The 23,492-nt window shown below is 45.8% G+C and carries 19 protein-coding genes; 8 read left to right on the forward strand and 11 right to left on the reverse strand.

What is annotated here, in order from left to right:
- Positions 1-12: 12 nt before the first annotated feature.
- The 5 genes from WG943_RS04730 to WG943_RS04750 all read right to left on the reverse strand — a co-directional run bounded on the left by WG943_RS04730 (position 13) and on the right by WG943_RS04750 (position 5,401).
- A complete protein-coding gene (locus tag WG943_RS04730; RefSeq protein ID WP_340407098.1) occupies positions 13-1,491 on the reverse strand; it encodes a potassium/proton antiporter in 1,479 nt (492 codons plus the stop codon).
- A 132-nt stretch (positions 1,492-1,623) separates the two neighbouring features.
- Complete coding sequence (kynU, locus tag WG943_RS04735; RefSeq protein ID WP_340407099.1) at positions 1,624-2,901, reverse strand: kynureninase; 1,278 nt, start codon at positions 2,899-2,901, stop codon at positions 1,624-1,626.
- A 145-nt stretch (positions 2,902-3,046) separates the two neighbouring features.
- Complete coding sequence (locus tag WG943_RS04740; RefSeq protein WP_340407100.1) at positions 3,047-4,138, reverse strand: amidohydrolase family protein; 1,092 nt, start codon at positions 4,136-4,138, stop codon at positions 3,047-3,049.
- Between the two features lie 128 nt (positions 4,139-4,266).
- Complete coding sequence (locus tag WG943_RS04745) at positions 4,267-4,827, reverse strand: GNAT family N-acetyltransferase (RefSeq protein ID WP_340407102.1); 561 nt, start codon at positions 4,825-4,827, stop codon at positions 4,267-4,269.
- Between the two features lie 34 nt (positions 4,828-4,861).
- The gene (locus WG943_RS04750) at positions 4,862-5,401 is read right to left on the reverse strand and encodes a 3-hydroxyanthranilate 3,4-dioxygenase (protein WP_340407103.1); all 540 of its coding nucleotides are present in this window, start codon (positions 5,399-5,401) and stop codon (positions 4,862-4,864) included.
- Positions 5,402-5,523: 122 nt separating this feature from the next.
- On the opposite strand from WG943_RS04750, the gene WG943_RS04755 reads away from it, so the two are divergent.
- The 3 genes from WG943_RS04755 (at position 5,524) to WG943_RS04765 (ending at position 8,955) form a co-directional block, all read left to right on the forward strand.
- Complete coding sequence (locus tag WG943_RS04755; protein WP_340407105.1) at positions 5,524-6,312, forward strand: SDR family oxidoreductase; 789 nt, start codon at positions 5,524-5,526, stop codon at positions 6,310-6,312.
- Positions 6,313-6,374: 62 nt separating this feature from the next.
- Positions 6,375-7,820 (forward strand): aldehyde dehydrogenase, encoded by a 1,446-nt coding sequence (locus WG943_RS04760; RefSeq protein ID WP_340407106.1) that lies wholly within the window; start codon positions 6,375-6,377, stop codon positions 7,818-7,820.
- Between the two features lie 268 nt (positions 7,821-8,088).
- Complete coding sequence (locus tag WG943_RS04765; RefSeq protein ID WP_340407108.1) at positions 8,089-8,955, forward strand: RelA/SpoT domain-containing protein; 867 nt, start codon at positions 8,089-8,091, stop codon at positions 8,953-8,955.
- A 7-nt stretch (positions 8,956-8,962) separates the two neighbouring features.
- Here WG943_RS04765 and WG943_RS04770 read toward each other — a convergent pair whose 3' ends face one another.
- The 5 genes from WG943_RS04770 to WG943_RS04790 form a co-directional block, all read right to left on the reverse strand.
- On the reverse strand, positions 8,963-9,760 hold the full coding sequence (locus tag WG943_RS04770; protein WP_340407109.1) for a hypothetical protein: 798 nt from the start codon (positions 9,758-9,760) through the stop codon (positions 8,963-8,965).
- Positions 9,761-9,856: 96 nt separating this feature from the next.
- The gene (locus WG943_RS04775; protein WP_340407110.1) at positions 9,857-11,293 is read right to left on the reverse strand and encodes a S41 family peptidase; all 1,437 of its coding nucleotides are present in this window, start codon (positions 11,291-11,293) and stop codon (positions 9,857-9,859) included.
- 125 nt (positions 11,294-11,418) lie between these two features.
- Entirely contained in the window at positions 11,419-13,650 is a 2,232-nt protein-coding gene (locus tag WG943_RS04780) for a S9 family peptidase (protein ID WP_340407111.1), read from the reverse strand.
- Between the two features lie 145 nt (positions 13,651-13,795).
- Positions 13,796-15,307, reverse strand: coding sequence for an OmpP1/FadL family transporter (locus WG943_RS04785; protein WP_340407112.1), 1,512 nt, complete (start codon positions 15,305-15,307; stop codon positions 13,796-13,798).
- Between the two features lie 16 nt (positions 15,308-15,323).
- Entirely contained in the window at positions 15,324-16,526 is a 1,203-nt protein-coding gene (locus WG943_RS04790) for a hypothetical protein (protein WP_340407113.1), read from the reverse strand.
- A 189-nt stretch (positions 16,527-16,715) separates the two neighbouring features.
- On the opposite strand from WG943_RS04790, the gene proS reads away from it, so the two are divergent.
- The 3 genes from proS to floA all read left to right on the forward strand — a co-directional run bounded on the left by proS (position 16,716) and on the right by floA (position 19,880).
- Complete coding sequence (gene proS, locus WG943_RS04795; protein ID WP_340407114.1) at positions 16,716-18,194, forward strand: proline--tRNA ligase; 1,479 nt, start codon at positions 16,716-16,718, stop codon at positions 18,192-18,194.
- A gap of 209 nt (positions 18,195-18,403) precedes the next feature.
- Complete coding sequence (locus WG943_RS04800; RefSeq protein WP_340407116.1) at positions 18,404-18,883, forward strand: NfeD family protein; 480 nt, start codon at positions 18,404-18,406, stop codon at positions 18,881-18,883.
- Positions 18,884-18,890: 7 nt separating this feature from the next.
- On the forward strand, positions 18,891-19,880 hold the full coding sequence (floA, locus tag WG943_RS04805; protein ID WP_340407118.1) for a flotillin-like protein FloA: 990 nt from the start codon (positions 18,891-18,893) through the stop codon (positions 19,878-19,880).
- A gap of 372 nt (positions 19,881-20,252) precedes the next feature.
- Here the strand turns inward: floA and WG943_RS04810 are convergent, their stop codons facing one another.
- Positions 20,253-21,092 (reverse strand): hypothetical protein, encoded by an 840-nt coding sequence (locus WG943_RS04810; RefSeq protein ID WP_340407120.1) that lies wholly within the window; start codon positions 21,090-21,092, stop codon positions 20,253-20,255.
- Positions 21,093-21,195: 103 nt separating this feature from the next.
- Here WG943_RS04810 and WG943_RS04815 point away from each other — a divergent pair, with 103 nt between their 5' ends.
- Both WG943_RS04815 and chrA read left to right on the forward strand, forming a co-directional pair.
- A complete protein-coding gene (locus WG943_RS04815; protein WP_340407121.1) occupies positions 21,196-22,179 on the forward strand; it encodes an isopenicillin N synthase family dioxygenase in 984 nt (327 codons plus the stop codon).
- A gap of 63 nt (positions 22,180-22,242) precedes the next feature.
- The gene (gene chrA / locus WG943_RS04820) at positions 22,243-23,415 is read left to right on the forward strand and encodes a chromate efflux transporter (protein WP_340407122.1); all 1,173 of its coding nucleotides are present in this window, start codon (positions 22,243-22,245) and stop codon (positions 23,413-23,415) included.
- Positions 23,416-23,492: the final 77 nt, after the last annotated feature.

The following is a 23,492-nucleotide window of genomic DNA, read 5'->3' on the forward strand; positions in this document are numbered from 1 at the left end:
GCCCTTCCTGTTTTAAGCATTGCTGCTCTCTGTAATGCCTAAAGACTTGTTTACCTTCTCCAACTCATCGTCGTTGTCTATCATTACTAATAGCTTATCGTTCTCCAACAGCACTGTAGCTCCATTTGGGGTTACATACTTTCCGCCTCTGTCTATCAGTACAATTAGTGCCGTTTTCGGGAAATTAAGCGCAACAATAGATTTGCCTACAGCCGTACTTTCTTTTCGGAGCTCCACCTCTACCAGCGCGTTCTTTACATCGTACCCCATTTCCTCTCCTAAAACAATGCGCTTCAGGGTTCTGTCGCGCTGCCCCAGGTTAAGCCACTGCGCCACTACCGTAAGCGTAGTACCCTGCAGCATAACTGATGTAAGCACAATAAAAAAGACAACGTTAAACATCATACCTGCCTTTTCTACACCTGCCAGCAGCGGGTATGTAGCAAAAACGATAGGCACAGCTCCCCGCAACCCCACCCACGACACATAGAGTTTCTCTCGAAAAGAAGTCTTAAAAAAGGCCAAACCGACAAACACGCTTAATGGCCGAGCCACAAAAATCAGAAAGAGCGATATAACCAGACCGGTACCAATTACTGGTATCATTTCTGACGGAAACACAAGCAGGCCCAAGGTTAGGAACATCAGGATCTGCATTAGCCAGGCTACCCCATCATAAAACTTAACCAGGCTGCTTTTATGGATAAAATTATTATTCCCAAGTATAACGGCAGCAACATACACAGCCAGAAAGCCATTGCCATTTATAAGGCTTGTAAACGCGTAAGTAAAGATTACCATACCCAGGGTAAGTGCAGGGTAAAGGCCCTCCTGCTCCAGCATAATGCGGTTAATGATCCAGGGCATAATCTTTCCCATCAGCACTCCTACTACAGCTCCAATACTCATCTGCAGAAAGAACATCGGCACCAGCTGCCAGATAGTAGCGTCTTCGTTTGTGAGTAGAAACGTGAAACTAACAGTCAGGAAGTATGCCATCGGGTCGTTACTACCAGACTCCAGTTCCAGGGTTGGGCGAAGGTTATACTTTAAGCCAATGTTTTTGGAGCGAAGTATAGAGAAAACCGCTGCTGCATCCGTAGACGATACAATCGAGCCTAGCAGCAGCCCTTCCAGCAGGGTAAAATCAGCTACTAAGTGCGCAAAAACGCCCAGCAGCATAGCCGTGATAAATACACCTAATGTAGAGAGCGATACGCCGCGCCAAAGTATGGGTTTTGTGCTTTCCCAGCGGGTATCCAAGCCGCCCGAGAAGAGTATCATGGTAAGCGCCAACGTACCCAGCGATTTTGCCGAGTCTGCATCATCAAAATGAATATTACCTATGCCCTCTGAGCCTGCCAGCATACCCACTGCCAGAAACAGAATAAGTGCCGGTATACCAAACCTGCCCAAGCTCTTGGTAATAATGATGCTTACCAACAAAAGTATGGAAACGCCAAGTAGTATATCCTCAATTGTAAGCCCCATTTTGATTATGCAGTTTAGCCTTTTATACTGCAAAACTTAGCTAAGGTATAGCCTTGCTTCTGATAAGCTTAAAAGAAAACGGGGAACAGACTTGTAGCCTGCTCCCCGTTCTATAATTTTATACTTTTACTACTACGAATGCGCCTGCAGGCACTCGTGTAGAATTTCGGAGAAGCGGTACACTTCTTCAAAACTGTTGTATAGCGGCGTAGGTGCTACACGAATTACGTTCGGCTCACGGTAATCTACTATAATGCCGGCTTCCATTAGTTTATCAAACAGCAGACGTGCATCTTTCTTTACCAGCAACGATATCTGGCAGCCACGGGCATTGGGGTCGCGCGGCGTGATCATTTCCATTACATCCTTGCCAGCATGCACATCATCTATCAGGTACTCCAGGTAACCGGTTAGTTTTTCGCTTTTAGCACGTAAATTTGCCATACCTGCTTCATCAAATAGCTCCAATGAGGCACGGTGTACAGCAAAAGGCAATATCTGTCCATTGCTCAACTGCCAGCCTTCTGCACCCTGCATAGGTATAAAGCCCTTTTTCATCTGAAAACGTGCCTGCGCATCGTGGCCCCACCAGCCGGCAAAGCGTGGCAGGTCGGGGTTATTTGCGTGGCGTTCGTGCACAAATACTCCTGATGTACCGCCAGGTCCGGAGTTTAGGTATTTATAAGTACACCACACGGCAAAGTCTACATCCCAGTCGTGTAGCTTAACAGGTACGTTACCGGCAGCATGTGCCAAATCAAAGCCTACTATAGCGCCTACTTCATGACCTGCTTTGGTAATAGCCTCCATGTCAAAAACCTGGCCGGTGTAATAGTTAATGCCACCCATCATCACCAATGCTAGTTCTTCGCTGTGCTCATTTATACTTGCCAGGATATCCTCTGTTCTTAATGTATGCTCCCCTTCTCTCGGAAACAGCTCAATCACCGCCTCATCCGGGTTATAGCCATGGAATTTTGTTTGTGTTTCCAGGGCATACTGATCAGATGGAAAAGCACCGCCTTCTGTGATAATCTTAAAACGCTTGCCTTCCGGCCTGTAAAAAGATACTAACATGAGGTGCAGGTTCACGGTCAGCTGGTTCATCACCACCACTTCGCTTTCTTTGGCACCTACCACACGTGCTGTTCCAGCTTTTAGTAGCTCATGATAGTTAAACCATGGCTCTTCGCCTTTAAAGTGTCCTTCTACAGCCAGGTTTGCCCATTTGTACATTTCATTGTCGATGTACATCTGTGCCGACTTTGGTTGAATGCCTAAAGAGTTACCGCAAAAGTAAATAGCATCATGGCCATTAACCTGCGGGTAGTGAAAGCGTTCTCTGAAATGATATAAAGGATCTTGTTTATCTTGTTTCTGCGCAAAGGCTAGAGTATTCTGATAGTTCATTGTGTGCGGATGTATTTTATGTGAGCCAGTAAGGCTAGCTTGCTATACTTTGTTTTGCGAAGATAAGGATTTGCTTTACTGAGTCCAACCACCTCTGCCCCTTCTGGAGTGCAGAAGGGGTTGGACCAGATGCATCAGAAAAAGTTTATACTTGCTCTGCCTTTAATTTGCTGGCTGAGCTGTTCAGGAACATACTTTTATCTAGGTTTAGCCACTCCAGGGCAGTACCGCTTAGCATGCGCTCTATGGTAGCTAAATCGTAAGGCATGGATTCGATGAGTTTGCCGGGCTCTAGTTCGCCGAGCGGGAAGGGGTAATCAGTACCCAAGGCAATGCAATTAGCGCCTACTAAATTTACCAGGTACTCCAGCGCCAGCGGGTCGTGCACCAGCGAATCGAAGTAGAATTTGCCCAGGTACTCGCGTGGGTTTACGTTGTTATCAATGGCGCAGAGGTCGGGGCGTACTTCGAAACCGTGAGCAATACGCCCAATGGTAGCCGGAAAAGATCCTCCGCCATGTGCAAAGGCCACGCGCAACTTCGGCAACCGCTCCAGCACGCCGCCAAATATCATCGAGCAAATGGCTACTGTCGTTTCAGCTGGCATACCTACCAGCCATGGCATCCAGTATTTGTTTGTGCGGTCTTTGCCCAGCATGTCCCAGGGGTGCACGAAAATAGCTGCTCCTAAATCTTGCGCTGCCTCAAAAATGGGGAATAGCTTTGGTTCGTCCAGGTTACAGCCGTTAATGTTTGTGCCGATTTGTACACCTGCCATGCCTAACTCTTTTACACAACGCTCTAGTTCTTTAATGGCCAAGTCTGTATCCTGCATCGGTATCGTGCCCAAACCTATAAAACGATCTGGGTAATCAGCTACAATTCCGGCAATGTGGTCGTTCAGTATTTTGGAGAGATCATAAGCGTGCTCGGCTTTTGCCCAATAGCTAAACATAACCGGTACCGTACTTAGTACCTGCACTCCTACTTTATGCTGGCTGCACTCGTGCATGCGCACTTTTGGGTCCCAGCAGTTGTCCTGTATCTCCCGGAAAAACTTATCATCCATCATCATGCGGGCACAGCAAGGCTTGTGGTGCTCCAGCCTGATAAAGCCGCCATAGCCATAGCGTTCACGCAAATTTGGCCAGGTAGCCGGTAAGATATGGGTATGAATGTCGATCTTTAGCAGATCGTGATCGGTAAGTATGGGCGATGTATGTTTATTGTCCTGCATGCTGGTAAAGGGGCAAAAATGCTGCTATACGGCCTATGAAAAAATCGGGCAATCCAACAATATAAGCATTTTATACTTTCTACGCACGAAACGGCGCAAAAGCTTGGAGCAAACAAGAAGTTCTGCATTTATTTTCCTTTCAGGATGCTGTAGTAGATCAAATCTATGACTTGTCCATTTTTAATCTCCCGCTCCCGCAGCCTTCCTTCGTACGTGAACCCGATCTTTTGCAGCACCTGCTCCGACTGCTCGTTGCCGCCTTCCACAATAGCCTCAATACGGTTCAGGTTCATACTTTCAAAGCCATACTTCACAATTGCCTTGGCAGCCTCCGGAATATAGCCTCTGCCCCAATAGTCGGGTAGCAGCCAAAAACCAATCTCCGCTTTCCGGTGCTCCGCCTCAAGGCTACTATAGCCACAGGCACCAATAAGTTGATCGTTATCTTTCAAAGAAAAAGCCCACCAAACGCCTGTACCCTCACTTAAAAGCTGCTCGTAAAACGCCATTTGCTCCTGCACCGCCTCCATGGTATCAAAATGTACGGCATAGTACTTCGTTACCCGCTCATCCGATAGGCCCTGAAGTATAAATCCGGCATCGGCAGGCTGTATGAGGCGCAGCTTTAATCTTTCTGTTAGGATGTCTGGGTGCATTTGGAGAGGTAAAGTATAAACCTCCTGCGCCATAGGTTATAGGAGGTTCTTTTAGAAAGCAACTTAGTTATTTAGCAGCCTCTGCGGGCTTAGCCGGGGGCTCCATTACGGTACCGCATACTTTGCAGGTGCGTAGATCTTCGCTCTCCCAGAACTTGTTCATGATCTTAGGCAGTTGCTCTACAATGTCGGTTACGTCGGCATACTCTTCGTACAGTTTGTTGTCGCAGTTCTCGCAGAACCACATAAAGCCGTCTTTCTCGCCGGGTTTGCGGTAGCGCTCTATTACCAAACCAACAGTATTGGCAGGTCGGCGTGGCGAGTGTGGCACTTTTGGCGGCAACAGGAAAATCTCTCCTTCTTTTATCTCAATGTCAACCGGCTTGCCCTCGTCTATAATTTTGAGCGTGATATCACCCTCCAACTGGTAGAAAAACTCTTCGCCTTCGTCGTAGTGGTAGTCTTTGCGCGCGTTTGGCCCACCTACTACCATTACAATAAAGTCGTCGTTGCCTTTAAACACCTGTTGGTTGCCAACCGGTGGCTTAAGCAAGTGGCGGTGTTCGTCTATCCATTTTTTAAAGTTGAAAGGTTTTGCTACAGCCATAGTTTTGTCTTGTTAGGTTGATAGATTGAAGGTACGCAAAAGCTGGTAAAAATGGTAATCTAAGTATAAACGAGTTATACGTCTGCCGTGTATGTTTAAAGCCTTTTGCGTACATTTAAACTATGAACTTAGATCTGACAAATAAACGGGCCATCGTTTGCGGCAGCACCCAAGGTATTGGAAAAGCCATTGCTATAGAACTGGCGCAACTGGGAGCGCATATAACTTTGATTGCCCGCAACGAGGACAAACTACAGGAAACAGCACAGGAACTGGACAGCAGCAAAGGTCAGCAGCACGACTATTTGGTAGCTGATTTTGCTAATTCTGCTGAAGTTGCCTCGCAGGTAGAGGCTTACGTTAAACAGCACAACGCTGTGCACATACTTATAAACAACACCGGCGGACCAGCTGGCGGACCTATCGTAAACGCAAAACCAGAGGAGTTCCTGAATGCTTTTAACATGCACCTGATTAATAACCACACGTTGGCACAGGCAGTTATTCCGCTTATGAAAAAGGCCGGTTACGGACGCATTATCAACATCATCAGCACCTCGGTTAAGCAGCCGCTGCAAGGTTTGGGCGTATCCAATACCATACGCGGAGCGGTTGCTAGTTGGGCTAAAACAATGGCCAACGAGCTGGGGCAATATGGTATAACAGTAAACAACGTATTACCAGGCGCCACCCGCACCGGCCGCTTAGAGTCTATCATCGAAAACAAGGCAAAGAAAACAGAGACTGCCGTAGATGCCGTTGAGGAAGAGATGATGAAAGAAATACCAGCCCGCCGTTTTGCAGAACCCGAAGAAGTAGCAGCAGCGGCAGCCTTTTTGGCTACACCAGCTGCTGCGTATATTAATGGTATAAATGTGCCTGTAGATGGCGGCAGAACGGGGTGTTTATAGTTGTTGATTATTAATCCTGCAGACTTCATACTACATAATTTCTAACTCCTAATTTCCAGGCAGTGCAGCACATACATAACTACATTAACGGCCAGTTGGTGATGCCTGTGGCGGGGCAGTACATTGATAATTACAACCCGGCTACAGGCCAATTATACTCTTTGATTCCTGACTCGGATGAGCAGGACGTAGAGCAAGCGGTTCAGGCAGCATTAACTGCTTTCCCGGCTTGGTCTAAAACACCTGCTGAGAAACGCGGACAGATTCTAATGCGCATTGCCGACCTGATAGATCAGAACCTGGACCGCCTGGCCGAAGCCGAATCTATTGACAATGGTAAACCGCTGAAGCTGGCGAAAACAGTGGATATACCTCGCGCCAGCAGCAACATGCGTTTTTACGGCACGGCTATACAGCATTTTGCTTCGGAGGCGCATTACATGGAGGGTACTGACGCCATAAATTATACCGTACGTCATCCGCATGGTGTAGCTGGCTGCATTTCGCCCTGGAACTTGCCTTTGTACTTATTTACCTGGAAAATTGCGCCCGCCCTGGCTGCTGGTAACTGCGTGGTAGCTAAACCATCCGAAGTAACACCAATGACGGCATACCTGCTATCGGAGCTGTGCATAGAGGCTGGGCTGCCGGCTGGTGTGTTAAATATTGTGCATGGTTACGGGCATAAAGTTGGTGCTGCCATCACGGCGCATCCTAAAGTGCCGGTTATCTCTTTTACGGGCGGCACGGCTACAGGTAAAACCATCGCTTCCACAGCGGCGCCTATGTTTAAAAAGCTGTCGTTAGAGCTAGGCGGTAAGAATCCGAATATCATCTTCGCCGACTGCGACTTTAACAACGCGCTACACACAACAATACATTCTTCCTTTGCCAACCAGGGGCAGATCTGCCTGTGTGGTTCCCGCATCTTTATAGAACGCCCGCTGTATGAGAAATTTAGGGATGCATTTGTAGAGAAAGTAAAAGCCATGACAGTTGGTGACCCCCAGGAAGAGGGCACTAAGTTAGGCGCAGTGGTGTCGGAGCAACATATGAAAAAGGTATTGGCTTATATTGAACTGGCAAAACAGGAAGGTGGAACGATACTTACAGGAGGGCACCAGGTGCAGGTAGAAGGCCGCTGCGAAAATGGCTGGTTTATAGCACCAACTATAATTGAAGGCCTGCCCTATAACTGCCGCACCAACACCGAAGAAATCTTTGGCCCTGTCGTAACACTCACTCCATTCGATACCGAAGAAGAAGTAATACAATACGCCAACTGCACCGACTACGGACTGTCTGCCACCATCTGGACCAGCAACCTGCAGCGGGCACACCGCGTGGCACACCAGGTACACTCGGGCATCATTTGGATTAACACCTGGCTTCTGCGTGATTTAAGAACTCCATTTGGCGGCATGAAGAACTCCGGTGTTGGCCGTGAAGGCGGTTTTGAGGCGCTCCGTTTCTTTACCGAACCACAGAATATTTGCTTAAAGCTGTAACACCTCCCATTAAGAGCTACGCGAGAAGTATAAATTTTTATAGAACGCCCCTGCTTCAGATTTCTCGCGTAGCTTTCATACTTTCAACGCCATATCCTGATCAATTTGCCAACCTAGCTGTGTATTTGCTGGTAATCTAAAAGCAACATTCTTAACCTAGCTCCCAGACATAAGAGACTAGTTTAGCAGACATTAGCCAATGTTTTTTGCAACATTTCCCGGTAAACCCGCTATACTTTAAAGTAGGGCCAGATAAAGCCCTTACTTTATGCACCCATATCAGCACGACCATAAAGCGGATTTACCTTTTGTGCTTTCTGTACTCAAAGAAAGTGAGGCAAGCCTCTGTGCGAAAGGTATAAAGGCACAAGACCTAGTGGCTATATACAACGATTACACCGGCCGATTGCCTGAACTGGAGGATATCGCCTTACTGGTTGCCAAAACACTTAAACGACAAAAAGACGTGCACGCTGTGCGGTTTAGGGTAAAAGAGCCACTGCACTTACTTAAAAAGATCATCCGCAAGAAACATGAATACCCCAACAGGCACCTTAACTCGGGCAACTACCTTAAGTTTATAAATGATCTGGTTGGTGTACGGGCACTGCATATCTACAAAAAGGCCTGCCATAACATAAGCAGCTACATACATCAGGTATGGGATCTGAAAAGAGAACCATACGCCTACGTTAAAGAGACTAACTCAGCTGAAGCCAAGCATTTTACCTCACAAAAGTATAAGCTAATGGTAAATGACAGGGGTTATAAGGCACAGCACTTCATTATCAAGGTAAATCCCCTCCGGCAGTTATACTTTGTAGAGATACAGGTAAAAACACTATTTGAAGAAGGATGGAGCGAAATAGACCATTGCATCCGTTACCCAGACCATAACCCAAACGAGCTGCTAAACCGCCTTCTTTGGCTGTTAAGTTTATACACAACAAAGGCCGAAGAGGTAGCTTCCTGCATAGATGCCCTCACCGAAGATATCAATCATTATAAATCTGATACCAAAGAAAAGCCGGCAGTAACCATATCCCAGCTTCACAGCCACATTGATAAGTTGCCTATTGATGAGCAGGAGAAGCAGTACCTTTACACTTGCCTGGCTAAATTTACCAAGACTTAAAGCTCGCTTACTTTTTATCCGGGACAAGATTATGCGCCACCAGCTGCCACTTCTTGTTCAGCACTTTCCATACTTTTAGATAATGGCCTTTCTCTTCGCCTTTGCTAGTGTTTTGGGTATAACTGCCATACGTATAAGCCATGTCGGCAGACGGGGCCAGCTCATAGCCTAACAGTTGATATGTTACAGTAGAAGATGGCCCCACTACAGCATCTTTATACTTGTACGGATACTCTCCATGCCGATAAATTAGTGTTTCGTGATGGTATGGTTGCACCTGCTGCACGTCTGCGGCCAAAAGATTTCCTTTTATCCCCTTTTCTTTTTTAGCAGCCTTTGCAGGTTGGTACGCCTCCTCTTTTAGAAGGTCCGGCGAAAAGGAGTTACCCATATCAATGGCTACTTTCCATTGCCCATCCGGCTGCTTTCGCCACACCGACAGGTAAAAGCCTGCGCCAACAATCTTATCGTCTTCTGCGCTTGGTTTAAGTTGATAGGGCCCTGTTGTGTAACCCCAATCCAAAGATTTGGCTATATCTGCATAAACAGGGTACCAAGTTAACAAAGCCTTGCTTTGGGGAGCTTCAGCATGTAATTTTCTACCATTAACCGGACCAGGAGCAAATACAATTCCATCTTCAGCCATATTTTCCACAAAAGCCTGTTGTAAACCTTTAGCCTCGGAGGTGGCGGAGAAATTACGTTCGGCGTTAGCCAAACTCTCCAGCGCTTTATCGCGAAGAGAGCTAGCAAACTGAAAGGCACATAGTAGGAGCATTGCTAAAATGAAGGCGGAGGTTTTCATAGTTTAAAGTTTAAAAGAGCAGAAATATACTTCAAATATAAAGGTTGCAGCTTTACCTACACCACACCGTTACTTAGTATATAAAGCTATACACCCTTATTCTGCAGCTGCCAGCTTGCCGGTTCTAATACTTTCCTTCAAATACTCCAGCACGGTATCTTTTCCTTGGGCCAGGTCTTTTATACTTTGCTTTACCGTTATATGGGGCTGCACTCCTTTATACTTCGTAGCATCCGTTATACCCGCCGACCAATACTGCGCTGTACTGCAGCTGCCCCACCAGCCGGTGTTGGGTAACTGAAAGCTTATCATCTCTCCCATAAAGTGATTATTGTTGCCGGTTGGTTCGCCTATTACAGTTGCCAAATTATACCCTTTTACAGCTGCCGCCATCATATGAGACGATGAAAAAGTGCGTGGCGCTGTAAGTAAGTATACTTTGTTATTAAAGCGCAGTTCTGGTTTTTCTAGTGGTTGTGGCGCCACAGGCTGTACTTCAGATTTATACCTGTTGTTCACATACTTGCCATCATAAGCTGCCATATTATTTTTATAAAAGTCTTTGTTATATGGCTTATTGGGCAGCACCAGCGACCGATACTGCTCCCGGGCTACAGTTTGAGCATAAGGCTTATCAGTAATATACTGTAGCACTTTTGTACCAACACCCGAATAGCCGCCACCGCTTCTGCGCAGGTCTACAGCCAGGTGCTGTATGTTTTTGTCTTTCAGTACCGCAAAAGCAGAATCCAGGAAAGCGGTAAGCTCTTTCATTTTCGGCTTAAAGTTAAGCAGCTCCAGTACTGCCAGGCTCTCCTGCTCATGCACAGTCAGTTTATAGTCCCTGGTTCCAAAACTCATATATTTAAAAAAGGTATCAGCATCTACTCCCTGCAACTGTGCCACCTGCTTTTTGCGCTCTCCATAGTTAATAAACTCCAGTTCAACTTCGCTACCCCAGCCATACAGGTACCACAGGGTAAAGCCAAACAGCCTGCTTAAGTTTGACTCCTGGTGTAGCTTGTTATCAAACGGCCAGTAAGGCAGCATTTCCTGCACCAGTTCTTCTGCCTTGCGCCCGTTAATTTTTGTAATGCTGGCCCCCGGTTTTATAGCTACGTTTCCGGCTATTGCTGTAGCGTAAAGTTTACCATCCTGCACTTTCACTCCAACCGGAAAATACCTGCCGCCCTGTTCATAATATTGCGTGAATTCTTTATCAGAGAAATCGAAACCTAAGCCGGTATGCCCATCTTGGTACTGCGAAGTAACCGGAAATACAATTTTGGCAAATTCCACCCGCGTCATAGGCTTGTTTAGTTGCGCACGTACCTTGTCCCACTTTTTGTCAGCTTTTTCTTTGCTGATGTGCAGGTATAAGTTGGGGTGGGTGGCATTAATCCAGGCATACATGCTGTCGAGGTCCTGGCGCATTTGCTCTGCCGTGAAGAGCTTTTCTTTAGAAGGCTGCTGGGCAAAGGCAACTGTTTTAATAACCAATAACAGCAATAACAGAGATAGCATTTTTTTCATAGTTTATACTTTAGTAGCGGTTTATGTAGCTATAGATAAGAGTGTAAATCAGAAAGTTGCTTCGGTGGCAATAAAAAAAGCCCACCGTTTTCGGCAGGCCTTTCATACTTAGGTTTATACTTTACTTACTGGTTTATCTCAGTTGGGTTGATCAGCTTACGCTCCAGGAAGTTCGTCATCATGTTAAAGCGGTGCAGCGATGTAATGCCGCCCCCTACACCGTGGTTACGGTTCGGGTAGTAGAAGCTCTCAAACTGCTTATTGGCGCTAATAAGGGCATCCTGCATTGCCACCGCGTTCTGGAAGTGTACGTTATCGTCGCCAGTTCCGTGGATAAGCAACAGGTCGCCCTGCAGCTTATTGGCAAATTGCAGCGGTGAGTTTTCGTCGTAGCCTGCAGCATTTTCCTGTGGCGTTTTAAGGAAACGCTCTGTGTAAATGCTATCATAATATCTCCAGCTTGTAACAGGCGCTACCGAAATACCAGCTCTAAATACACCGTTGCCTTTGGTTAAGCCTAACAGCGTCATGTAACCACCAAAGCTATGGCCCCAGATACCAATTCTGTTCTTGTCTACATAGTTCTGGTTTCCTAACCACTTGGCAGCTTCAATCTGGTCTTCGATTTCATACTTACCTAAGTTAGCATAAGTTGATTTCTTAAACTCAGCGCCACGTGCACCGGTGCCACGGTTATCTACACTTACCACAATCATGCCTTTGCTAGCCAGCACCTGATACCATAGGTAGTTTGTGCCGCCCCAGCTATTGGTTACCGTCTGCGAACCCGGACCACCATATACGAACATCAGCACAGGATACTTTTTGTTCGGGTCGAAATCCGTTGGTTTAATCATCCAACCATTCAGTTGTGTACCATCAGCAGTTTTCATGGTAAAGAACTCCTGCTTGGCAATATCATACTGGGCCAGCGTGTTCTTCAGCTTTTGGTTCTCTTCCAGCACTTTTATCAGCTTGCCGTCTTTTGCAGTGTGCAGGCTAACAGTTGGCACTTCGTTGGCAGCAGAACTATAGTTCAGGAAGTACTTAAAGTCATTGCTCATGTTCACGCGGTGCGTACCGGCTTCATCTGTTAAGCGGCTTTTTTTCTTGCCTTTGCTGCTGATGCTGTACAGGTGGCGCTCCAACGGCGATACCTCTGTAGACATAAAGTACAGGCGGTCATTCTTCTCGTCGTAGCCCACAAACTGGCTCACTTCCCAATTGCCGTTTGTAATCTGGCGTACCAATTTACCGCTCATGTTGTACAGGTACAGGTGGTTGTAGCCCTTTACCTCTGAGCTGTGAATAAAGTGCTTGCCATCATTCAGGTAAGTCAGGTCGTCGGTTACATCAATGTAAGCTTTATCCGTTTCCTTAAGCACTACATCGGCTTTGCCGGTTGTAGCATTGGCGTGCAGAATCTCCAGCGTGTTCTGCAGGCGGTTCATTTTCTGGATAGACAGTAGGTTCGGGTTATTTGTCCACTTGATGCGCGGGATATAGATATCCTTCTCATTTCCTGTGTCCATTTTTGTAGTTTTGCCGCTCGCTACATCATACACTGAAACAGCTACTGCAGAGTTGGCTTCTCCTGCTTTCGGGTATTTAAACTTGTTATCCTGTGGGTATAATTCGCCCCACATTTGCATGTTAAACTCCGGCACGCTAGTCTCGTCAAACGTATAAAAAGCAATCTTCTTACCGTCAGGTGCCCAATGGAAACCTTGTGCAAAGCTGAATTCCTCCTCGTATACCCAGTCCGCATACCCGTTGATGATAGAGTTGAATTTACCATCCGTGGTGATCTGCGTTTCTTTCATGTTGCTCAGGTCCGTAACAAACATGTTGTTGTCGCGGGCAAAGGCAACGCGCTTAGCATCCGGCGAGAAAGTAGCATACAGCTGTTTGCCACCATCGCTAAGTTTGGTTAGCTTTTTGGAAGCGATATCATAAATATAGAATTCAGCCTTAGAAGAACGACGGTAAATTTGCTCTGTATCGGTAGAGAACAGCACCTTTTGCTCGTCTGATGAAAAAATATAATCATCGAACTTTATAGGTGTGTTGCTGCCAGTTGGCTTCAGGTTTTCGCCTTCTATGATGGTACTTACTGGTTTGCCAGTTGTTACATCATACTTTACAATGTCGTATACTTTGTTCTGCTCATCTGGCACGGTAGAGCTGTAGTACTGGCCGTCTTTCATCCAGTTTACCCCGTACACAGATTGGGCACGGAATGTACCTTTGCGGTAGATATCCTCTAAGGTTACATCTTTTTTCTGCTGCGCCTGCGCCACAAAAGCGAAGCATAAGAGCACGGCAGCCAAAAGGTTTGTTTTTAGTTTGATATACATGCGTTTAGTTTAGTGTTTCTGCTACTAATTTATCAGAATTATATGGTTTCGCCATAAAACGAAGCTAAAACAGTTCTGCTTGGTACTTAAAGTATAAAAGGCAGCCGGGTAAAGGCTGCCTTTTATCAACTAAATCTGTTACAGATTAAAAATTATAGCCAAACGTTAACATTACTGTAGACAGTCTTTCATCAATATCTACCACCGGCTGGTCTCCATTATCAAGCACGAAAGGCGAATAACGGCTGTTACCGCTGCTTCTGATATAGGCCAGATCGGCGTAGTAGTTCTTCAGGCGCACACCGGCACCAGCTGACACAGAGTTTACACCACCATCGAAAGATGCATTTTTGTATGGATCACCGGTATGGGCAAAGCCTGCTCTTATTCTAAACACATCAAAACGTCCCTCGGCGCCAATTCTATAATTTACAGCAGACTGGTAGGTGTTTGAAATGCGGCTGTTGATGTCGTTAAAATAATCATTAGCAGAGGCAAAGTCGTTGTCGCTTTCAGAGAACTTAATGTTGCTGTAGTTTACAAACTCAACATCAGCTGTAATAAAGCCATACTTGCCAATTATACCTGCTGCTCCTATTGTAGCTCTGAACGGCGTTACCAAATTATATGTAAACTCTCCCGGCAGCTCTATAGCACTCTCAGTTGGCCCATCATCGTAAGAGGCATAAAGCGCTCGCTGATATGTGTCTGTAAAAGTATAAGCGGTAGGAGTTTGCAGGGATATTCCTAAACGCAGCGCATCAACAGGTCTGTATATTGCCCCCACTTTAAGATTTATACCTGCTCCACGTGTGGTATATTCATCGCGCAGCTCCAGGTCAGTAAATGCTGTTGATGCATCAGACTCTGACTCGCGGTAAATACTCTCTTGCGTAAAGTTAGAAGTCACAACACCCACAGATGCACCAAGGTATAGCCTGTCTTTGTAGCTGGTACCCACGCCAATATCAAACTGGTTTTGTGATCCTTTTCTGCGGATGTCCTCACGCTGCAGAATCTCTCCGCCTCTGAACAAAGGCACCACAGTCTCGTTTCCGTTATCGTCGGTTATTACGTCAATCAGGTAAGCACCAAAAGCCAACCCCTCGAGCGTTGTATAGCCGTTACTAAACTCACTGTTTAACTCATCAAGGGTTACACCTTTGTTGTTTGCCTGCTCTGCAAAATATTCTACTATAGTAAATTGATCAGAAGCCGCAGTGTTGCTGTAAGACAGGCGTTGGTTAAAATTATTTAGTCTGGTAAAGCTAATACCTAAGTTAGCACCTGTCCAGTCACTGCTTTCGTCGTTTCTCCTGTTGCTAATTACAAGCCCTGCGTGTGGTATACTAACTGCGTTCTGATCTGTAGAAAGAAAAGAGTTATCTACCCTTGTATCGGTGCTGTTAAACTGCAAGCCGGGGCTAATGCTAAACTCCGACCTTCGGAACATGCCCAACCCAGCCGGATTAGATGAGATATTCGAAATATCTGCACCTAATGCTGTTTGTGCGCCTCCTATACCTTGTATTCGTGCAGAGCCATTTATTCCTAACCGGGTATAACGCAAAGCATCTACCTCGTTTTGAGCAAAAGCGCTGCCAGCCCAGCCTAGCGAAAGCGCCAGGCTGGCCAAAAATAGCTTATGTAAATTCATGGATTGTGTGTCTGATTTATTGTCCTCTTGTTGGGCGGCTTCCGCGACTGCCGCTGTTGTTTGTACCAGAAGATGAACTACTGCTGCTTTCACGCCTTACCTCGCTGGAGCGAGATGGAAAAGAGCTTTCTCGACGCTGCTCATAGCTTGGTCTTGATTGCTGTATAGGGCGCTGCTGCTGTTGTTGCCTTGGTACATACTCTCTGGTTCTGCTAGGCCTGCTCTCCGTAGACCTTGGTGTTGGTGTATATTGGCGGGTATTACGACGCTCTGATGGTTGTATTACACGTTGTTGCTGTTGCCTCTGCTCTCCAACTTTAACTGGCTGGCGTGTAGTGCGGGTTCTACCTTGGCTAGGGTCATAATACTCGGTGCGGCTTGGGCGTGCTGGCAAAGATGTTTTAGACTCACTACCTGCTTCCGGCGCTACAACAGCTCCGCTAGAACGCGACGGACGCGCAGGCCTTGCATTTTCTGTACCTGTTACGTCTCCCTGATAGGCTTCTCCTCTTACTGGTCTGCCACCATTGCCTCTGTTTCCGTCTGTTACTACGGCACCTCTGGCATCACGTGGGCCATACTGTGTTTTAATTCTGTTACCTACAATAATTGGCCTGTCGTAAATCCAGTTGTTGCCATAACCATAGTTATTGCCATAGAAACCATGATAATATGGATTACCTGCAAACCAGCGGCTATGGTAAGGTCTTCCCCAGCCTCCCCAACTGCCCCAACCGTAGTTATAGCTGATCATCACAGAAACGCCACTTCCCCAGAACGGCCTATGGAAAAACGGATCATAGAACGGGTCAAAAAGGAAAGGGTCGTAGAACGGATCATAGAAACCCCTGTTGTAGAAGCGGTTATAGCTATAGTGGCGTGGCGTATAGGCACTACCCCAGTATGGATCTACATAAGAATAATTGGGCTGGTACCAGTTGTCGCGCGGGTTATACTCACGTCCATCATAGTACTCATCGGCATAATAATCTTCTGTAACACCATTGTTGCTCTGGCTATATGTCTGCTGCTGTGCCTCTTCGGTACCCTCAGCCAGATTGCTGTAGGTATTAGTTTGTGGCTCTACATAAGTAGTCTTATCTGTAGAACTATAGTACATGTCGTCGTACTCTGTGGATTGCATAGCTGTGGGGCCGCTGCAACCTAACGCCAGCAACGCCAAAGCGGGGGCTAGTGTGTATATCGTAAACTTTTTCATGGCCATCTCTGTAGTAAAACTTCCTCTATATCAAAGATAAACACACAACGGCGCAAATCCTTATCAATAGTCTTATTTATTAAACGTATTTTTGACCCAGAATGATATGGGTATCTGAATATTACAGGAGCAAATATTATTCCAAAAACATCATTTATTAGCGATACTTTATAAATACTTTTTAAAAATATGAGCAAAGGGTTGCCAAAAAGAAGCGAAGACTACTCCTTATGGTATAACGAGCTGGTAAAAAAAGCGGGACTAGCAGAAAACTCTGCCGTACGCGGCTGTATGGTAATAAAACCTTACGGCTATGCCATCTGGGAAAAAATGCAACGTGTCCTGGACGATATGTTTAAAGCCACAGGTCACTCAAACGCCTACTTCCCGCTGTTTGTACCCAAAAGCTTATTTGAGGCCGAAGAGCAGAACGCCGAAGGCTTTGCCAAAGAGTGTGCTGTAGTTACACATTACCGCCTGCAAACCGACCCTGATAAGCCTGGAAAACTTCGTGTAGACCCTAATGCTAAACTAGAAGAAGAGCTAATTGTTCGGCCAACTTCTGAGGCTGTAATCTGGAACACGTACAAAAACTGGATACAGAGCTACCGCGACCTGCCTATACTTGTAAACCAGTGGGCAAACGTAGTGCGCTGGGAAATGCGTACGCGCCTGTTCCTACGTACAGCTGAGTTCCTGTGGCAAGAAGGACACACCGCTCATGCAACGGCAGAAGAAGCAATAGCTGAAACAGAGCAGATGCTGGAAGTATACGCTACCTTCGCTGAGCAGTACATTGCCCTGCCAGTTATTCGTGGCGTTAAAACTCCAAACGAACGCTTTGCTGGTGCCCTGGATACTTACTGCATCGAAGGCTTGATGCAAGACGGCAAAGCTTTACAGGCTGGCACATCGCACTTCCTGGGTCAAAATTTTGCGAAGGCATTTGATGTGAAATTTGCGACCAAAGACGGTGGCCTGGAGTATGTTTGGGGAACATCATGGGGCGTGAGTACACGTTTAATGGGTGCACTTGTTATGGCCCATTCCGACGACGAAGGTTTAGTGTTGCCTCCAAAACTGGCTCCTATACAGGTGGTAATCGTACCTATTTACAAAGGGGAAGAGCAACTGGAGCAGATAAGCGAAAAGGTTAACCAACTGAAGCGGGAACTGGAGGCAAAAGGCGTCAGCGTGAAGTTTGATAATCGCGATACTGAGCGCCCTGGCTTTAAGTTTGCCGAGTGGGAGCTAAAAGGTGTACCTGTGCGCATTGCCATTGGAGCCCGCGATTTGGAGAACGGTACAGCAGAAATTGCCCGTCGCGACACTAAAGAGAAGAGCACGCAGCAGTTTAGCGATTTAGCTAATTATATACCTGCTTTGCTTGATGAGATACAGGAGAACATCTACAACAGAGCATTAACCTTCCGGGAAGAAAATACGACCAAGGTTGATACTTACGAGGAATTTAAAGAGGTACTGGATACTAAAGGCGGTTTTGTATTGGCCCACTGGGATGGCACTTCAGAAACAGAAGAACGTATTAAAGAAGAAACAAAAGCAACTATACGATGCATTGCCCTAGATACTCCAGAAGAAGACGGTGTAGATATGCTAACTGGTAAGCCAAGCAAGAAGCGTGTATACTTTGCGAAAGCCTATTAATTACTACTTGTTTGTTATAGTTTATCTGTAACCTGCTTTAACGGCTATACTTTTAAAGCGCCACTTTCCTGTATGGGAGGTGGCGCTTTTAATTTGATAGTGAATCAAGTTATTAACCTTTTAAGTACATATTTTATATTCTAACAGCCTCCAATAAGTAACAATCATCAATTATTTTGCTATATTTACTTATATAAGCCTTCACTATTATGCTACTAGACTGGGTTACAGTTATATTACTGATCGGTATTGGCCTGCTGCTAATTGTAGTAGAGCTGATATTTGTGCCTGGAACTACCATAGTAGGCATACTAGGCTTTGTGCTTACCTGCATAGGCATCTGGATCAGTTACGCTGCACTTGGCACTACTACGGGGCATGTTGTACTTGCTTCCACTGTTCTTATCGGCACAATTGCCTTTGTCTATAGTTTCCGGTCGGATAGTTGGGCTCGGTTTGCTCTAAAAAACCAGATGCGGAACCGTGTAAATGAAGAGTTTGAGTATATTTTAACTATTGGCGATATCGGCAAAACAGTATCTGCCTTGCGCCCGCAGGGCACCGCAATCTTTGCAGAGAAACGATACGAGGTACAAACTCAAGGCGAATTTCTGTCAGCGAATACTCCAGTTCGCATCATTAAGCTATCACATAATAAGATTACAGTAGAAGAAAATAAGCTAACCTAACCCACAGATGGAAAATTTCTCTTTGTTGTTCCTGATAGCAGGTGGTATTATCCTGCTCATTATATTTTTATACTTTGTTCCGATCAGCCTTTGGATTACAGCACTGTTCTCTGGTGTACGTGTGGGCTTGCTCGAGCTAGTGTTTATGCGCATCCGCAAAGTGCCACCTAGCCTTATTGTAAATTCCATGATCAACGCAACTAAAGCCGGCATTGATTTAACCACAACAGAACTTGAAACGCACTACTTGGCAGGCGGTAATGTGCCTACTGTAATCAAAGCGCTTATCTCTGCTGACAAAGCAAATATCCCGCTTTCATTTAAGCAAGCAACAGCCATAGACCTAGCAGGACGAAATGTATTTGAGGCGGTAACCACATCCGTTAACCCAAAAGTGATAAACACCCCCAATGTAGCTGCCGTGGCCCAGGATGGTATCCAACTGATTGCAAAGGCACGTGTTACCGTTCGTGCCAACATTAACCAGTTAGTAGGTGGCGCCGGCGAAGAAACTATACTTGCACGTGTTGGCGAGGGTATCGTAACTTCTATCGGTTCTTCTACTTCACACAAAAGCGTACTGGAGAACCCGGATATCATTTCTAAACTGGTGTTACAGAAAGGCCTGGATGCCGGTACTGCTTACGAGATCCTATCTATTGATATTGCTGATATTGACGTTGGCGAAAACATTGGTGCCAAGCTGCAGATAGACCAGGCCGGAGCCGACTTAAAAGTAGCAGAGGCCAAAGCGGAGGAACGTCGAGCCATGGCCGTAGCCGTAGAGCAGGAAATGAAAGCAAAAGCGCAGGAAGCCCGCGCTAACGTAATTCAAGCTGAGGTAGAGATTCCACAGGCCATAGCAGCAGCTTTCCGTAGCGGCAACCTGGGTATTATGGACTACTATAAAATGCAGAATATCCAGTCGGATACTGATATGCGAAACTCTATCGCAAGCCCTGGAGCTTCTCAAAACCCAAACAAGCCTAAAGATTAACCAGGTTTATACTTTAAATACAGCGGCCACATCTTTAAAAGGTGTGGCCGTTTTGTTTTATACTTCTTAACTGGCACAGGTATCCAACCTGTAAAGCTAGGTGAGCGTGAGTCTCCAGATTCGCATGTTTTATAGCCAACTTATTGGAGTGTCAGACGCTAGCACGACCTTCGGACGCTGCGAGGTCTATGTGTTTATACTTTACAGGCCGGTTTAACAGGATAAAAGGAAATGAGTTAGCAAGCGTAAAACCTTAGTAAGTCGCAAAGCCAATGCATAATGTTAATCTTAAAAGCTTACACTTACCTCTAAAAACAAAGCAGCCTGCCCTGGTTAAACCAAGGCAGGCTGCTTTTATACTTTTATACTTTATTACTCAGCTTTTAATGTGAAAGTACGGGTCACACTGTTGTACGGCCCAGATATCAAGCTGCCATTGTTATCAATCAACTCCAGTTTAATAGTATTTTCGCCCATTGGCAGGCCTTCCATAATGTGCGGCATCCATTTATCAAGTATAAACTCTGTGCCGTTTATGGTAGCGCGTACTTTGTTGCCTGTGGTAGACAGCTCTGTGTTAACTAAATAAAAATCCAGCATCACCTGCTCTGTGTCTTTACCCACATACTCACCTTTAGGGCGGCTATAGAACATGTGTGGCGCGTTCAGGTCAAACTCCATACGCTCAGTAGGGTTGCCTGCTGTTACTATGCGTAAGTCGTAAGCTCCTTTATGCTTTAAACTCTCATGATAAGATCTAGACAGGAACGATAAAATTACATGGTCGCCTTCTGAAAGCTCTTTTGTAAACTCTGTATCATAGTGTGCCGTGTATGGCTCGTTATCCACGATGTTATGGATGTGCTGCCCTTCCATAGAGTTAGCCATGTGCTCTGAGTTGGAGTGCGGCGTCATGCGTGTTAGCTGATAGTTAGATAGGTCATAATCAAACTGAACAGGTCCGGCTTCTACTACACCACCAGCTGGCGGCACATTTAATCGTATTTGTGACTCAGGGTATTTCTGAGAGTCATCGAAGGCAAACACACGCAGGCCATTCTTAGTCATAACAGCACCTGTAGGCGTTGGGCCATCACCCCTAGCTGTTGTTGCCGGGTTCTGAGATTCATTTTCCTGTGTTTGACGGGTGGTATCACAGGCAGTAAAACCTAGCACAAGAGCCGAGGCCAGTAACAAATACGTTTTTTTCATGTAATTATAGTTTGGTTAGCAATCCAGCTAATTTAACGATTTTATTTTTTTCGTATATTGCGAACTACGTGAAGAACACAAAAAAGTATACAGAAATAACTATATGAGCGAGATTTTGTTTGATGAGGTTCCTTCCCTGGACTTAGCCGATTTTACATCAGGTGATGCGGAAAGAAGAGCTCAATTTGTAAAACAACTGGGTGATGCGTACCAGAACATAGGTTTTATTGCTTTGCGCAACCACGGCCTTAGCGATGAGTTAACCCAAAAACTGTATGCTGCCACTCAGAAATTTTTTGCTTTGCCAGATGAGGTGAAGCAAAAGTATGAAAACCCAGAACTTGCCGGCCAGCGTGGCTATGTAGGTAAAGGAAAAGAAAAAGCAAAAGGCTTTAACACCGGCGACTTAAAAGAGTTTTACCATGTAGGCCAGGAGCGTAGCGATATTCCGGACAATGACCCAATCAAGGATGAGTATCCTGATAATATTTTCCCTACTGAAGTTCCAGAGTTTAAAGAAGTAACCCTAGAGGCATACAGAAAACTGGAAGCCGCAGGCAAAGAGGTGTTACGCGCCATCGCTATCCACTTAAGTTTAGATGAGAATTACTTCGATGATAAGGTAAAGTATGGCAACAGCATTCTGCGCCCTATCCACTACTTCCCTATCGAGAACCCGGATAGCGTACCGGCTGATGCTGTGCGTGCAGCAGAGCATGGCGATATTAACCTGATCACATTGCTGATGGGTGCCAGCGCAGATGGTTTGCAGGTACTTCGCCGCGATGGTCAGTGGATCCCGATCACTGCCTTGCCAGAGCAGGTGGTAGTAAACGTAGGCGACATGATGGCCCGCTTAACGAACAACAAGCTAAAGTCCACTATTCACCGTGTAGTTAACCCGCCGCGTGAGTTGATGCATACTTCACGCTTCTCTATTCCGTTCTTTATGCACCCGCGCTCCGAAATGGATTTAACCTGCTTAGAAAGCTGCATAGACGAGAAAAACCCAAAAGCTTACCCAGATGCTACTGCGGGTGAGTACCTGAATGAGCGTCTTGTAGAGCTCGGACTAAAAAAAGCATAAGTATATATGTAATAAATTAAAGAGAGATGGCGAAAGCTGTCTCTCTTTTTTTATTTTTATAGAATGAGTCTGCGCTACTACATCTTTTTAAAGGACGTTCTCGTTCTGGCCCTTACAGCTTTCGGTGGGCCGCAAGCGCATATTGCTCTAATGTTTAAATTACTGGTAGATAACCGTAAGTACCTCACTGAGCAGGAGTTGATAGAGTTAAATGCCCTATGCTCCATTTTACCAGGCCCTACCTCTACACAAACTATAACAGCCATAGGCTTTAAAATAGGAGGTCCTAACCTAGCTTATCTAACATTATTAGTCTGGATAACTCCTGCTGCTACCATTATGGCCATAGCCGCCATAGCCATTTCATACTTACAGGATCAGGGCATATCACTCAAATTCCTGAACATCATACAGCCGATGGCAGTAGGCTTTGTTGCCTACGCAGCCTATATGATTAGCTCTAAGGTAGTAAACACAAAAACTGGTATAGTACTGATGATGATCTCGGCTATACTTGCATACTTCTTCAGCTCACCATGGGTACTGCCCCTGTTACTAATAGCCGGAGGTGCTATAACAGCTTTGCGTTTCAGGCAACACCCCGAAGAGAAGGATAAAAAGCTAAAGATAGAATGGGCTAATTTTATACTTTATGTGGGAGTATTGATAACGGCCGCTGTACTGGGTGCTTTTACATCATCGTTGCCAGTGCGCTTATTCGAAAATTTTTACCGTAACGGCAGCCTTGTGTTTGGTGGTGGGCAGGTGCTTATTCCGCTGCTTTACTCTGAGTTTGTTGATTTCAAGCACTACCTAACCGGTGAGGAGTTTCTGTCGGGTTATGCTATCGTGCAGGCATTACCAGGCCCAACTTTTTCCTTTACTTCTTTTATTGGCAACTTAGCCATGCGCCAGTATGGTATTCCGGGGCAGTTGCTAGGCTCCTTTGTAGCTACAGTTGGCATCTTTTTACCCGGCACTTTCCTAATATTCTTCGTGATCCGTTTCTGGGACGAGCTTAAAAAGTATAGGGTAGTGCGGGCTTCGCTGGAGGGGATAAGTGCCGTAAGCTCAGGTATGGTGGTGGCAGCAGCTATACTTCTCTACCATCCTATCGAGAACACTATACTTAACTTTGGTATTGTGGTGGTAACCTTTGCGCTCCTTACTTTCACCAAGATTCCGCCACCTATACTTATTCTTACAGGTTTGGTTCTTGGCTTAGCTATTTACTAAGCTAACATTTATCAAAGTATAAATCCGCCTCTGTTACCTGGCCTGATTTATACTTCGATAGATTTTATACTATAGCT

Source organism: Pontibacter sp. H249 (genome assembly GCF_037892465.1).
Classification (GTDB): domain Bacteria; phylum Bacteroidota; class Bacteroidia; order Cytophagales; family Hymenobacteraceae; genus Pontibacter.